Annotated in this window: 5 protein-coding genes; 2 read left to right on the top strand and 3 right to left on the bottom strand. The window is 70.4% G+C overall.

The window, feature by feature from the left end:
* Positions 1–28: 28 nt before the first annotated feature.
* The 3 genes from ACFVWU_RS41450 to ACFVWU_RS41440 form a co-directional block, all read right to left on the bottom strand.
* Positions 29–1,519: a phosphodiester glycosidase family protein gene (locus tag ACFVWU_RS41450; RefSeq protein ID WP_387631105.1), complete on the bottom strand. Its 1,491-nt coding sequence runs from the start codon at positions 1,517–1,519 to the stop codon at positions 29–31.
* A 14-nt stretch (positions 1,520–1,533) separates the two neighbouring features.
* Positions 1,534–2,262 carry a peptidase inhibitor family I36 protein gene (locus ACFVWU_RS41445; protein ID WP_387631102.1) on the bottom strand — a complete coding sequence of 243 codons (729 nt, stop codon included), beginning with the start codon at positions 2,260–2,262 and terminating at the stop codon, positions 1,534–1,536.
* A 115-nt stretch (positions 2,263–2,377) separates the two neighbouring features.
* Positions 2,378–6,730 (bottom strand): LamG domain-containing protein, encoded by a 4,353-nt coding sequence (locus ACFVWU_RS41440; protein WP_387631100.1) that lies wholly within the window; start codon positions 6,728–6,730, stop codon positions 2,378–2,380.
* A 675-nt stretch (positions 6,731–7,405) separates the two neighbouring features.
* Between ACFVWU_RS41440 and ACFVWU_RS41435 the strand changes: the two genes are divergently transcribed.
* On the top strand, positions 7,406–13,858 hold the full coding sequence (locus tag ACFVWU_RS41435; protein ID WP_387631108.1) for an RHS repeat-associated core domain-containing protein: 6,453 nt from the start codon (positions 7,406–7,408) through the stop codon (positions 13,856–13,858).
* Between the two features lie 27 nt (positions 13,859–13,885).
* Entirely contained in the window at positions 13,886–14,638 is a 753-nt protein-coding gene (locus ACFVWU_RS41430; protein WP_387631098.1) for a hypothetical protein, read from the top strand.
* Positions 14,639–15,117 lie beyond the last annotated feature (479 nt).

The following is a 15,117-nucleotide window of genomic DNA, read 5'->3' as shown; positions in this document are numbered from 1 at the left end:
CGGGGCCGGTGCGAGGGCCGGTGCCGTGCTACTTGGCGAGGCCGTAGCCGCCGACGCCGGCGTAGACGGTGTCGGCGACGTGGCGGGGGGCTGTGTCAGAGGTGGTGGTGACGGGAGGTTCGTTGCCGTTCTGGTCGCGCAGATTGAGGGTGGTCGAGCCGCCGCCGTCCATGTTGACGGCGTCGACGAGGTTGAGCGCCTTGAGTAGCTGGGCGAGCTCGCTGCGGGTGGCTCCGTACGAGAGGGGTGCCGTGCCGCCCTTCTGTCCCTCGACGGTGACGAAGAAGAGGTGGCCGAAGCCGTCGGCCCCGCTGGCGGTGCGCCAGGCCCGCGCGGTGTCGTCGGCCACCTGGTAGACGACCGAGGCGTCGCGGATCAGGACGTCGCCGACGGGGGTGGCGTACAGCACCCGGTCGATCGGCTGCTCGACGGCGCTGGCCGGGGCGCGGCCGAACCAGGTGTCGGCGACGGCGTCGGCGAAGCGGGTGTCGGTGATCACGGTGTGCAAGGTGACGGGCTTGCTGGCGCAGGCGTTGTCCCAGAGCCAGGTGGCGCCGTCACCGGTGCCTTCCAGGGCTCGCCCGCCGGGCGGGACGGTGTGGCCGCCGCGCGGGGTGTCGGAGACGATGCCGCCGGGGGTGGCGCCGGGGCGGTAGCAGGCGGTGGCCACGCCCGCCGAGTTGAACAGTACCTCGACGCCCGGGTCGTCGTCGGTGGTGGTGTCCTTGAGGAAGTCGGGAGCCGGCGTCGGGGCGCCCCACTCGGGGGTGTACTCGACGATCTCGGACGGGTCAAAGCAGACGCCGCCGACGACGGTCACGTCCTTGTTGGTGGGGTCGGTGTTGCGCAGGCAGTGGCCGGCCCGGCCGGGGAGCCGGTTGACGCCGTCGACCTTGCGGTTGACGGTGGCGTCGTCGGAGAGCTGCACGGTGAGCTTGGTGCCGAGCTCGGTGATGTAGGGGCGGCCGTTCTGCAGCATCAGCACGGAGTTGGCCGGGCGAAGCCCGACGGCCTTGCCGGTGACGGGGTCGTAGACGTAGCGGCCACCGCCGGCCTCGCTGAGCAGTCGCCCGTTCTTTATCGAGGTGCCGCCGAGGTCGCCGAGGTAGATCTTGTTGGCCTTGTCCAGGATCACGCCATCGTCGAAGTAGCCGCCGTTGACCCCGAGGTAGGGGCGTCGGCTGGTCACGGCGGTGGTCTGCTCCAGCATCTCCTGGACGGTCTGCGTGGTGTACATGCCCTGGCCGATCGAGCCGTTGAAGGTGATCGGGGCCCGGCTCGGGTCGATGTCCATCACGTTGACCGTCCACGTCCGGTCGGCGTCCTGGTAGACGGTGCGGGTGATCCCGGGGAAGGGCGTGGTGGTGGCGGCCTGGGCGAGGGTGATGCCGTCCAGAACGATGTCGGTGTCGGCGGCGCCGGCCAGGCCACTGCCGGGGACGGCGAGGACGGAGGCCGCCAGGCCGAGGGCGGTGGCGGTCCGGATCGCGGCGGCACGCCGCACGAAGGGGTGCTTCATGAGGGGCTCCCGGATCAGCAGAAGTCGGTGGCGGGGCGGCCGTTGGCGGCGACGACCAGGCGGTCGGAGCTGAGCGTGCCGGCGTAGGGCGCGGGGACGAAGGTGCTGTCGCCGCTGAGGACGACGAAGGCGCGGTAGCCGACGCCGTTGGCGGTCCAGGAGCCGGTGAGCCCGCTGTCCGGGTAGAAGCAGGCATGCTTGGTGGTGTGGTTGAAGACGGAGACCGCCCGGTTGTCCCACTCGGTGCCGTAGTCGCGGACCTCGTCCTCGGTGAAGGAGGTCATCGCGCCGCGGCCGCTCTCCTCGGCGAACAGGCAGAGCCGCCCGGTCTCGCAGCGCTCGTAGCCGGTGAAGCAGCCGGCCTTGGACTTGGCGCCCTTGAAGGAGGTGACCTTGCCGTCCAGGTGGGTGCCGAGTTCGGCGAGGTTGGCCTGTCCGCCGGGCCGGATGGCCTGGACGGTGCCGCCGTAGCCGCCGTCGGCGTAGAGGCAGGCCCAGTAGGCGGACTGGTTGTCCACCGAGCGGGCCCGGTCGTTCCAGGCGGGGTCGACGCCCTGGACGGGGACACGGGGGTCGTTGGCGAGTTCGGCGCCCTGGCCGCCGTCCTGGTCATAGAGGCAGAAGCTGCCGACGGCGCAGTGGCTGGTCCAGCTCGCGGCGGTGGCCCGGGTGCCGGGCAGGAACGCGATCACGAGCGCCACGAGCAGGACGCCCATGACGACGCGCGGAAGGTGTTGCCTCACGGCGGAGTTCCCCTTTGGTTGAAGCGGTGGTTGAAGCGGTGGTTGAAGCTGGGTGAAACGAAAGGGCGTGGACCGGGCGGCCGTGCGGGCCGCCCGGTCCACGCTCCCGAACCGGTCAGGGACCAGTCTTCGTCGGGATGTCGGCGTTGTAGTCCGCAAGCTTGGCAATCTGAGCCGCGCTCAGGATCCCCTGGTAGGCCCAGACGTCGTCCAGCTCACCGGAGAAGTACTCGCCCCAGGAGCCGGCACCCGCCCTGGCCCGTCCGAACTGCAGCCCCGGCCCGGCGTCGAAGGGCCGCCTGGCCGGGCCCCACGAGGTCCGCGAGACACAGGAGTCGCCGCTCGTGCAGAGCTGGTTCTCCGGCTGCCCGTTGACATACAGCGACAGCTGCCCCACCAGGGCGTCGTACGTCACCGCGAGGTGGGTCCAGTTCTCCAGCACACTCGTGGCGGGGGAGTGGGCCACCACGGTACGGCCGGTGGCGGCGCCGTCGCCGGTGTTCACCTCGGCCTGCCACTCGCCCAGGTGGGCGCCGGTGGCCGGATCGTCCTTCAGGTAGTGCCAGCGCACGGTGACCGCGTTGCCGTTGGCGCCCGCCTGGGAGAGCACCGTCATATCCCGGGTCGGGACACCGGCGGTGTCCGCCCACGCGGCCAGGGTGAAGCTCTGGTCGGTGTGCAGCGGTGTCGCGGCGCTCTGCGCGTAGCCCTTGACGCCGTCCAGTTGGAGGGCACCGGGGGTGAGGAGCAGTCCGCCGGCCGGGTCGATCTTCGCGCCGTCGCCGAGCTGCGCGCCGGAGGCGGCACTGCTCTCGTCCGGTGAGACGAGCGGGGAGCCGGTCGCCGTGTCGAGCCGCCAGCGGCCCACCAGCTGCGGCCGCTGCTTGACCATGTCGGCGGCCTCGCTCGCGGTCACCACCCGGTCGTAGAGGCGGACGTCGTCGATGTCACCGTCGAAGAAGTCGCCGTTCTTCCCCTCGCGGCTGATGGCGCCGATCTGCACCGGGCCCGGGTTGGGCCAGGGCGTGGTCTGGACGTAGTCCGTCTCAGCGACCAGCGTCCCATTGATGTACAGGCGCAGCTTCTGCGAGGCGGCGTCGGAGACTCCGAGCAGGTGCGTCCACTGCCCCTCGTTCGGGCCGAAGCAGGGGATGCCGTTGACCGGGCCGCTGCAGACCGGCTGGACGGCGCGCACCAGGGTGTCGGCGGCGCTGTCCTCCTTGTAGCGACCGAAGATCCACTTCTTGCTGTAGGCCGAGTAGTAGAGCGAGAACTCGTTGTTGTGGGCGCCGATCTGGTTGATCACCACGCGCGCGGCGGTGTCGCCGTCGGCGAGCTTGGGCAGTCGCACCCAGCTGGAGACGGAGAAGCTCTTCGTCCCGTCGACCATCGGCCGCGCGGTGCGGGCGTAGCCGCTGGTGCCGTCCAGGTGGATCGCCTTGTCGGCGACGCCGGGGATGCCGAGCTGCGTACCGCCGGACACCGTGAGGTCGTCGGACTCCGACGTGCCGGGCGTGGTACGGGCGTTGCCGTCGAGGTGCCACACCGCCTTGGCCGGGAGGCCAGCGGTGAGCTGCCGATCGGCCGCCACGTCGGCGGCCTCGCCTGCGGACAGCGCGCGGTCCCAGACCTTCACCTCGTCCAGCGCGCCCGACCACGGGTCGTTGTAGCCGCCGCGGTAGCGCATCCGGCCGAGTTCCAGCGAGCCCCGGGCCGACCAGGAGGCCGGGGCGGCCACCGGTGCACCGGCCGGCACGCCGTTGACGTACAGCACCACGGTCTTGGCCGCGGCGTCGTACACGCCGGTCAGGTGCGTCCACTGGTTCAGCGTCGCCGGGCCGGTGGCGCCGGCCAGCTGGTAGCCGTAGCCGACGTCGTCCGTGCTGACCGTCTCGAAGGCCCAGCTGCCGTTGCGCAGGCCGAGGCTGAAGCCGGGCATGTACGACCCGGACTGCGAGACCGCCGAGCGGTTGCGGTCGGCGTTGGCCAGCTTCACCCAGGCCGAGACGGTGAAGCTCCTGGCGGTGTCCAGCACCGCGCCCTGCGTGCTCGCGTAGCCGTTGGCCGTGCCGTCGAACGCCAGGGCGTCGCCCAGGTGGCCGGGGGACTGCGGGCTCGCGCCGGAGCCGAGGGTGGCGTCGAGCCTGCCGGCCGTGCCGGTCAGCCTGGTGCCGGACGCGTCGTCCATCGCCCATCCGGTGCGCTGCGGCTGGCCGGCCAGGACGTTGAAGTAGTACGTCTCCGGCTGCGAGGCGTTGCCCGAGCCGTCGACCGCGCGGGCGGTGAAGGTGTGCAGGCCGGGCTTCTCCGGCAGCAGGTTGACCGTGGCGGCCGCACCGCCGCTGACGGCGACCTCGTTTGCCAGTGCCGTGCTGTCCACGGCCCACTGGTACTTGGTCACGTCGGTGGCCTTGGACTTGACAGTGAAGCTGCCGTAGCGGCCGACGCCGTCGGTCCAGGGGAGGGCGGCGGTGGCGTCCGCCGAACCCGGGTAGGACGCGGAGCTGATGGCGGGGCCGTCGGGCGCGGTGGTGTCGACGGAGAAGTAGCAGTCGGTCGGGTCACCGTCCGAGGACCACGGCCCCCAGTCTGCGCCGTCCCAGGCCCGCACCTCCCAGCCGTACTGGCCCTTCGCGGGGGTCGGCAGTGCGGGCAGGGTGATCGAGAAGGCCGAGCCGGAGGCCTTGAAGGTGTCGGAGGCGGGCGTGGTGCCCTCCGCCCCGGTGGACCACCAGCGGCGCCGGAAGCCGGTGCCGTCGTCCCAGGCGGCGGCGAACTGGATGCCGATCGCCTCGCCGTCTGGGTCACTGGCATTCGCGGTGAGCTGGGGCCACTTGTTGAGCTTCACGCCGGTGGCCACGCACATGCCGGGCGACATGGTCAGGTCGCTCATCGGGGTCTGCCGCGGCGGCACGTTGTAGTAGACGCGCAGGGCGGCGTCGTCGGTGAACTTCTTCCAGCCGTAGAGGTCGCTCTCGTCACGGGCCTTCAGCCCGAAGGCGGTGGACGACCAGCCCCAGTTGGCCGCGTCCTGGACCAGGTCACGGACCGGGCCCGAGTCGCCTCCGAACTCCAGCTGGCCGGCCGGGCAGTCACCGCTCCAGCCCTTGGCCGCCCAGGCGGTCTGCAGGTAGCGGTTCCAGAACCCGCTGCTGTTCTGGCTGTCCCAGGTGAGGTCCGAGTTGATGTAGCCGGTGTTCCACAGCTCGACCGGTGTCTGGTGGGAGCAGTCGAAGGACCAGCTCTCCGTGGCGACGAACTCGGCGCTGAGGATGTGCTTCCCGGCGAACTGGCTGGTGGGGATCTGGAAGAACGCCCGCTTCACGTCGCGCGGCTGGCAGCGCGAGGTGTCGCCGCAGTACCCGACGCCCCACTCGCCGACGTACTTGTCGGTGTAGGTGAAGTGCCAGTAGGACTGGGAGGGGTAGTACTGCGAGACGCCCGCCCAGTCGCCGGCGTGCGGCGTGTTCCAGGCCGGGTCGATCATGACCGGGTAGACCGTGCCCGGGTTGTCTAGCATGGACCTGTCCGGGGTGAGGACCATCCCGTCCTGCGTCTGCGGCAGCTCCACCCCGATCCGGGCCACCTTCGCTCCCTCGCCGGGGGCGGCCAGGGACGGGGTCGCGGGTGCCTGCGCCGCGAGCGACCGCTCCTGCGAGCGGGAGGCCTGCTTGGGCTCGCCGGCCGGCGCCCCCTTCGGGGCGGAGTCCCACATCACCGGCGTCGAAGCCTCGAAGACCGTGCCGCCGGCGCCCTTGTCGACGGCCGTCATCGAGCCGTCCGCGGCTTGCTTGACCGTCAGGCCGTTGCCCTGGAGGCCGAGCCGCAGCCGGCCCAGCTCCGGGTTCTTCGCGGCCTGCGGGGTGTGCACCACGAGGACCTGGGTGAACCCGGTCCGGGTTGCGGTCAGCCGCAGGTCCACGTCCGGCAGGACCGAGCGGTACTCGGCCGTACTGCCCTGCAGGTCGGGCTTGGGCAGCGGCTTGGGCCAACTGAGCCTCAGTTCCCGGCCCGCCGACGCCATCCGCACCAGCGGACGGCCGCTGCCGCCGCCCGAGAACTCCACCTCGGCCGTCGCCGCCTTGGCCACCACCACGCCGCCCGGCCGCTCGGTCAGGGTCGGGTCGATGTCCACCCAGGCCCCGCCTCTGCGCACCCAGTGCGGCTGGACGTACGTCGTCGTCAGCAACCGTCCGTCCGGCTGCGCGACCGTGTCACTGGACTCGGTCCGCCTCTGTCCGACGTCCACCGGCTTGCCCGTCCGCCGCGCCTCCGTGACCGCGAGGCCGTCCGGCCCCTCAGCGGAAACCGCGCCGGCCGAGGTCGCCCCCTGGCCGGGCCCGGTGCCCGCGGCACCCGCGCCGCCTGCGGCGGTCGCCGGTACGACCCCCGCCCCGAGCAGCGCCCCCACGGTCAGCGCGGCGGCGAACCAGCCGTGCGCGAACCGCCTCCACCTTATTCCTTGCACTGTTTCCCAATTCGAGATCGACCGACATCGTGAAATGAGAACACCGAATCCGACCTTCGGAGAGGTCCACGGAACGGTGAAATCAATGGGGACGTGGTCGGAATCGGAAGCATTCCACCCGGTCGGGCATCGAATCCGCACTCAAAATCCCGAGCGCGCCGTCGTGTGCGCCCCGTGAAGGTCGTTTCCTCGGCGCCCAGGGCAGAACTATAGGGGTCCTCGGGCCTTCGGCTGGCGGAAACTGTCGCTCCGAGCGCTTGTCTCACAGCTGTCTCACGCTTCTGACCTGTTGTTATATTGACAGCCAAAGAGGAGGATTGGAGACACCGCAGAGCGCCTCGAAGGCGCGATCTGGTGATCGGTGACCCGATCACACGCGCTCCACACCGGTGGACAGCTTCGGGTACGGCTGGTTGTCCGTCCGTTCCCGTAGGAGAGTTGACACCATTTCATGGAATCGATCAGGATGCGTTTCGCGCTGTGCGCGGGCACGGGATTCGGGGCGGTCGGCAGAAGCGAGAAGCAGCGAACACGCGCGGTTGCCCGTCGCGATTCTCCGTGCTCCTTCATCCACGCCGTAGCAGGCGTCGATATCCCGAAGGAGTTCCAGAATTGAGCAGGATACGGGCCGCTGGACAGCGGACCTGGGGCAGAGCCTCCGCCCTCGTGGCGGCGATGCTTGTCGGGTCACTGCTGCCGACGCTGCCACTGGCGGCCGGCGCGGCCGCCGACACGTACACCAGGCCCTCGGCGGTCTCACCGGAGAAGCCGGTCAAGGGCGCGGACGGCAAGGTCAAGGGCCGCATGGCCGACACCACCGTCAGCGCGCCGACCGGAAAGCAGGCCGCCTGGCCAGGCGCGGGCAGCGCCTCGGTGGCGCTGCCCGTCGAGCCGGGCAAGAGTGTCAAGGCGGGCGCGCTGCCCGTCACCCTCCAGCCGCTCCCCGGCGGCGAAGTCGGTCCGGGACAGGCCCCTGCGCCGCAGCAGGCCAAGGTCGAGGTGCTGAGCCAGGACCTTGCCCGGCGGGCGGGGATCAACGGCGTGCTGCTGACCGTCGGCGGCACTGAGTCCCCCACCAGGGTCAGCCTCGACTACAGCGGCTTTGCGCAGGCCGCCGGCTCCGGGTTCGGCTCCCGGCTGCATCTCGTGCAGCTCCCGGCGTGTGTGCTGACCTCCCCGGAGAAGCCGGAGTGCCGCACACAGAAGCCGCTGCCGGGCGGCAACGACCCCAAGGCGCAGACCGTCACTGCGGACGCGCCCGTCCCCCCCACCCCGCCCGCCGGCACCCTGCAGCTGGCCTCGTCCTCCGGCGCGGCCACGGTGATCGCGGCGACGGCAGGAACAGCCGGGCCGAGCGGCGACTACAAGGCGAGCCCGCTGTCCGTGGCCTCGACGTGGTCAACCTCGCTGAACAGCGGGTCGTTCACGTGGTCGTACGAGATGCCGCTGACGGACATGCCCGGCGGCCTCACCCCGAAGGTGGGACTGTCCTACAACTCGGGCAGCATCGACGGCAGGACCGCCAACAGCAACAACCAGGCCTCCTGGGCGGGCGACGGCTTCGACTACTCGCCGGGCTTCGTCGAGCGTACCTACAAGCCGTGCGCCGACGAGGGCGTGAAGACCAACGACCAGGAGGTCGGCGACCTCTGCTGGGCCGCCGACAACGCGACGATCTCCTTCGCGGGCCACTCCGGTGAGCTCGTCCCGGTCGCCGCCGACGAGTGGCGACTCAAGGGCGACGACAACACCAAGGTCACCCGCGCCCGCGACACTGCCCGCGGCAACGGCGACAACGACGGGGAGTACTTCAAGGCCGTCACCTCCGACGGCACCCAGTACTACTTCGGCTACAACCGCCTGCCCAACTGGAGTTCCGGCAAGCCGGAGACCAAGTCGGTCTACACCGTGCCGGTCTACGGCAACAACAGCGGCGAGCCGTGCAACGGCAAGGACTTCGCCTCCTCCTGGTGCCAGCAGGGCTGGCGCTGGAACCTCGACCTCGTCGTCGACCCCCACGGCAACGACATCACCTACTGGTACACCCAGGAGACCAACAACTACGGTCGCAACCTCAAGGCGAGCGACCGCACCCCGTACGTCCGCGGCGGCCGGCTTGACCACATCGAGTACGGCCAGCAGCAGGGCGACCTCTACTCCGCTACGGTCGAGCCGATGGCCCGGGTGGAGTTCGGCACCGCCGAGCGCTGCCTGGAGACCACGGCCGGCCTCTGCGACCCGGCGAAGATCGACGTCAACCGCCAGTACTGGTATGACACCCCGTGGGACCAGAACTGCAACGACGGCACTGACTGCGATGCGGGCCGCTTCAGCCCGGCCTTCTTCACCCGCACCCGGCTGACCTCGGTCACCGCCAAGACACTTCAGGCGGACGGGAGTTACGCGGCCGTCGACACCTGGACGCTCAACCACAAGTGGGGCACCGCCGACTTCGACTACCAGCTGCTGCTCGACTCCGTCCAGCACACGGGCTCGTCGGCAACGCCGTCCGTCACGCTGCCCAGGACGGCCTTTGCCTACAAGCCGCTGGTGAACCGGCTCGACCGGACCGGTGACGGCCGGGCGCCCTTCATCAAGCAGCGGCTCGGCACCGTCGCGGACGAGATCGGCGGCCAGCTCGACATCACCTACTCGGCGCCGGCCTGCGACTGGAACAGCCTGCCGACCCCGCAGACCAACACCACGCGCTGCTTCCCGCAGCAGTACCAGCCGTCCACTAAGGTGCCGGTGACCACAGAGTGGTTCAACAAGTACGTGGTCGACTCGGTCACCGCGACTGACCGCACCGGCGGCGCACCGGACATGGTCACCCGGTACACCTACCTCGGCGACGCCGCCTGGCATTTCGACGACGAGGACGGTATCACCAAGGAGAACCTGAAGACCTGGTCCCAGTGGCGCGGGTACGCCCGCACCCGGGTCCAGACCGGCGGCGTGTCGGCCATGTCCACCCAGGCCGACCACTACTTCCTGCGCGGCATGGACGGCGACCGCTCCGATCCCGCCGACAAGACGAAGAAGCGCAGCGTCACCTTCGACGACGGCGAGGGCGGCGCCCTGACCGACGACGACGCCTGGGCCGCGTACGAGTACCGCAGCGAGCAGTACGACAAGCCCGGCGGCGCTGTCCTCGCCAAAACCGTCAGCGCGCCCTGGAAGAAGGAGACCGCCCGGCTCGTCCGCGACTGGGGCACCACCACCGCCGACCTCACCGGAACGGCGACCACCCGCTCCTTCACCTCCCTCGACCGGGGAGCTGGCAACGCCTGGCGGGAGACCCGCACCAACACGGCGTTCGACGACTACGGACGTGCCGTCCAGTCGGAGAACCTCGGCGACGTCGCCGTCCCCGACGACGACACGTGCATCCGTACTACCTACGCCGACAACACTGCCGCCTGGCTACTGACCGGCACCGTCCACACCGAGACGGTTGCCGCCGCCTGCGGTGCGACCGTCAACCGCGACACCCGGCCCGACGGCACGTCCGCCGTCCTGTCGGACGTCCGGACGCGCTACGACGGCCAGGCATACGGCGCGGCACCAGTCAAGGGTGACGCCACGCTGGTCGAGACGATGAAGTCCCGCACCGGCACCAACGCGACCTACCTCGACGGCGCCACCCACTTCGACCGCTACGGCCGCGCCGACTCCACTACCAAGCTGGCATCGACCTCGGTGTTCGACACCACCGACGCCACCGCACCGGTGACCACAGCCAGTCCGCTGGCGCAGACCACCACGACGGTCTACAGCCCGGCCACCGGTCGCCCGACCAGGACGACGGTCACCGGCCCGCCCGCCACCGCGGGCAACCCGGCCACCGTGATGGTCGCCGTTACCGACTACGACCTCATGCGCGGCCTGGCCGTCGACACCCTCGACGCCAACAACCGGCGCACCGACACGCTGCTCGACGCGCTCGGCCGCACCCTCAAGGTCTGGCAGCCGAACCGCTCCAAGGTGGCTGGGGACACCCCGAACCACGAGTTTGGCTACACCGACGCCGATGGGCAGATCCGCGCCGTCACCACGAAGACGCTCAACGCGGACGGCTCGCAGGACACCGTCTACGCGCTGTACGACGGCCTCGGCCGCGCCCGCCAGACCCAGGCCCCCGGCGACAACGGCGGCCGGGTCCTGACCGACACCTTCTACGACGAGCGCGGCCAGGCCGCCCTCGCCTACGCCACCTACTACGCCACCGGCGCGCCCTCGACCACGCTCTTCAAGGTCGACGACACCACTGGCGTGGAGACCCAGACCGCAAACACCTACGACGGGCTCGGCCGGCCGGTGAAGAGCACCGTGCTGGCCGGCAACGGCACCGGCACACCGCTCGCCACCACGCTCACCGAGTACGACGGCGACCGGGTGACCGTCACCCCGCCCAAGGGCGCGACCCCGACCACCACCGTCACCGACGCGCAGGGCCGGACCACCGAGCTGCGCCAGTACCGCGCCGACACGCCGACCGGCGGCTACGACAGCATCGCGTACCGCTACGACCCGGCTGGCCACCTGGTGACGCTGACCGACCAGTCCGGCACCCAGTGGAACTGGACGTACGACCAGCAGGGACGGCTCGTCAGGACGGTGGACCCGGACGCCGGGACTGCCGTCAAGACCTACGACGACCGGGGCCAGCTGGCCACCAGCACGGACGGCGCCAACCGGACCCTCGCCTACGTCTACGACAACCTCGGCCGCCAGACCGAGCTGCGGGCCGACTCGCCCACCGGCACCTTGCTGACCTCGCAGGTGTGGGACGCCGCCGGCAACAAGGGGCTGATCTCCTCGGCGACCCGCTACGTCACCATCGGCTCGGCCACCTACCCGTACAAGACCACCTGGTCGCTGTACGACCCGCTCGGCCGGGCCACCCGCACCACGGTGACCGTACCATCCGTCCCCGGACAGGAGGCACTGGCCGGGACCTACACCAGCGGCAGCGCCTACCGGCTCGACGGGCAGCCGCAGAGCAACAGCTACCCCGCCGCGGGCGGCCTCCCGGCGGAGTCCGTGGCCCTCGGCTACGACGCCCGGCACCGCCTCACCTCCGCCCAGGGTCTGACCGGCTACCTGGCCGGCCAGACCTACAGCCTGACGGGCAAGCCCCTGCAGTCGACCCTGTCCGACGGCACCGCGAATCGGCAGGTTTACGTCACCAACGCCTACGAATGGGGCACCCAGCGCCTGGCGTCCAGCCGCACCGACCAGTACGGCGTCACCGGAGCCACCCGCGCCGCCGCCTACACGTACGACCAGGCCGGCAACGTCACGTCCATCACCGACACCTCGCGCTCCGGCACCGACCGACAGTGCTTCCAGTACGACTACCTCGCCCGCCTCACCCAGGCGTACACGCCGGCCGGCACCGCCTGCCCCGGCACGCCCGACGGCACGTCACTCGGCGGCCCGGCCCCGTACTGGACCAGCTACGCCTACAACGGCGACAGCACCCGCGACACCCAGACCCAGCACGACCCGACCGGTGACGCGACGAAGGACGTCACCACCAAGTACACCTACCCCGGCGCCACGGCCGCCCAGCCGCACACACTGACCGGCACCGGCGGCACCAGCGTCCTGCCCGAGTCCGACACCTACGACGCCGCTGGCAACCTGGTCACCCGCCACCGGCTGCTCGCCTCCGGCACCAGCGACCAGACCCTGAGCTGGGACGCCGAAGGGCGCCTCGGCCAGGTCGTCGACACCGTCACGACCGGCGGGACCGCCACCAGGAGGACCACCGACTACGCCTACGACGCCGCCGGAGCCCGACTGACCGCCCACGTGCTGGACACCGCCAACCCGGCGGGCGAGCAGTGGACCCTCTACCTCGGCAGCACCGAACTCACCCTCACCAAGGGCGCGGCCAGGCCCACGGCGACCCGGTACTACGCCCTCGCCGGCGCCACGGCCGTCCGCACCGACGACAACAAGGTCACCTTCCAGGTCACCGACCACCACGGCACCGCCGAGCTCGCCATCGGCGCGGCCGACGGCACGGTAGCCCAGCGGCGCACGAGCCCCTTCGGCGAGCTGCGCGGTGCCCGGCCCGCGACCTGGACCGGCAGCCACGGCTTCCTCGGCGGCGTCAGCGAACCCACCGACCTGACCCACCTCGGGGCGCGCGACTACGACACCACCACCGGCCGGTTCATCAGCGCCGACCCACAGTTCAACCCGGACAGCCCGAAGGAGCTCAACGGCTACGCCTACTCCGGCGGCAACCCGGTCAGCACCAGCGACCCCGACGGCCGCGCGATCATGTGCGCGGACGACTGCTCGCACCACGACCGAGCCATCCACGGCTATGTCGACAACGGCGGCCATATCCACCCGGCCACCGAGCACGTGGACGACGAGTGCACCGGCTACTGCGCCCTCCCGCCGCCGCGGCCCGTCACACCGAGCAAGGCCGTCACCGGAACCCCGGAGAACCGCAAGAAGTGGCACGAGGCCCGCGTCGCCTGGCTGCTCCAGCCGAACAACCCGATCATCGGCCAGTACCTGGAGAAGATCCGGGAGATCAACAAGGAGAGCTGCAAGAAGCAGGCCCGTGACGGCTGCGCCTGGGCCAACATGTCGCAGGACCTCTTCCTGAAGAACTACGTCGACGAGGTCGCCGACCGGATCGACGAATCCGCCACCGAGTTCGACGAGAAGCGGTTTAAGACGCTGACCAAGCAGGGCAGCAACCTCACCACCTGGTCGTTCAGCAACAGCGAGTACCAGATCGCCTTCGACCTGGCCCGCGAGGGCTCGCACGTCGTCGCGGTCGAGGACGACGGAGGAAAGTCCGGAAAGGGGTTCGACGCCTGGATCGACGGCGTGCCGTCGGAGTTCAAGGCGCCCAAGCCTGGGCCCAAGGCGGTGGAGGAGAACATGCGGAAGTCCAACGGGAAGGGCGCGGAACGGGTCTACATCCGGATGCCCGACGGCTACGAGGCGAAGACGGCCGTGTCGAGCCTGAAGACCTACCTGGCGACGCGGAGCTCGGACTTCCAGGAGTACCGGATCTATGCCTCCGGAGACCCGGGCGGCTGGAACATCTCCGGTAAGGTCGGCGGAGATTTCACCTGCAAGGGCTGGGGCTGCTGAACCATGTCGACCGATGCCGCCATTCTGGTGAGACGTCCTTCCGGACCGGCCCTCACCCGTGAGGAGATCGCGGAGGTCCTCGCGCTGCCCACCGACCCGTCGACGGAGCCCTGGCACCACATCGTCGGGGCGGACGGATCGAAGTTCCGGCTCCGGCTGAGTACAGGGCGCGGCGACCTCCTGGGCCCTGCGGTCGGCGAACCGTCGACCGATCGGCCAGGGCTGCGTGCCTACGACTGCTTCCTCCACGTGTCCATCTACTGGACGACCGAGGACACCGACGACAGTCTGGGCTCCCTGCGGGCGTTCTGCCGGTCCGTCGTCGCCCGGCTGCACTCGGCGTGGGCGGGCCTTGAGACGGCGTTCGAGGTGGACGACGACTACGGCTATCGCCGCGACCCGGAGGACATCCCGAGCCGGGCGCAGGTCGCGGTGTGGGTCGGCGCCGCGTCCTGGCCGTCGGATACCTCGCTGCCGAGCCTGGCAGGGCTCGCCGCTCCCGCCGGCCCGTCCGGCCTCGCATTCCACGAGGCTGGGCCGGAGGGCGTCGGGATTCCGGCGGAGGCGGAGGACAGTGTGTCGTACACCCTCATCCGGCGATCCCGTGAACTCGCCGGCCAGGCGGCCGTACGGTCCTCCGAGGCCGAGATCTCCGCGCAAGAGATTCGGGACTTCACGACCGCGTTGCTGGACGTGCTGGGCAGGTCGTTCCCGCGCGTCGACATGGCGATCTGGGTCGGCGGGCGGCTCTGCCGGTCAGAGATCGATTGGGTGAGCTGATCGGAGGAGGAGGGAGTTGACAGAGGGTGTTCGGCCGGGTCTTCCGGTCGAACACCCTCTCGTGCGTGCGCTATTTCTGACGTTCGACGTCGCTTGCGGTAGGTGAAGGGTGTCTTGAGCCTTCCCTCGGGACACAGTCGGCGTGGGTGCCAGCCGCGCGCGGCCAGCTCCATTTCGTCGAAGAAGTCCTCACGGGTCACCCTGTGAGCGTATGGACCGGCACTGACACCAGCGCCATAGTGATGACCGCCATGATCCTGATGCTCCCGCTGCCGGTGACCCGGCGTCATCTACGAACCCTGCAACGTCCGGCGCTTGATGTGCCCCGTTCGGACCGCCTGGTCGCCTGGGCGGTCGTATCGGGGTGGTTGTTGCCGGTGGCGGCCCGTAGGGCTCCGAAACTTCCTCACAGCTGCTGACCTCGGGCGGTGTGCTCGATCCGTGGTCGGGCATGATCGGTCCTTGTGTTCGTACGGATG

It is taken from the genome of Kitasatospora sp. NPDC058190 (assembly GCF_042883685.1).
In the GTDB taxonomy this organism is placed as follows: Bacteria; Actinomycetota; Actinomycetes; order Streptomycetales; family Streptomycetaceae; genus Kitasatospora.
Note: the sequence above shows the minus strand (reverse complement) of the source record. Positions and strands in the feature narration are given on the sequence as shown.

Bases quoted from the DNA above. Each gene is read 5' to 3' on its own strand.
- ACFVWU_RS41450 (WP_387631105.1), bottom strand. From the start codon at position 1,519: ATGAAGCACCCCTTCGTGCGGCGTGCCGCCGCGATCCGGACCGCCACC.
- ACFVWU_RS41435 (WP_387631108.1), top strand. From the start codon at position 7,406: ATGCTTGTCGGGTCACTGCTGCCGACGCTGCCACTGGCGGCCGGCGCG.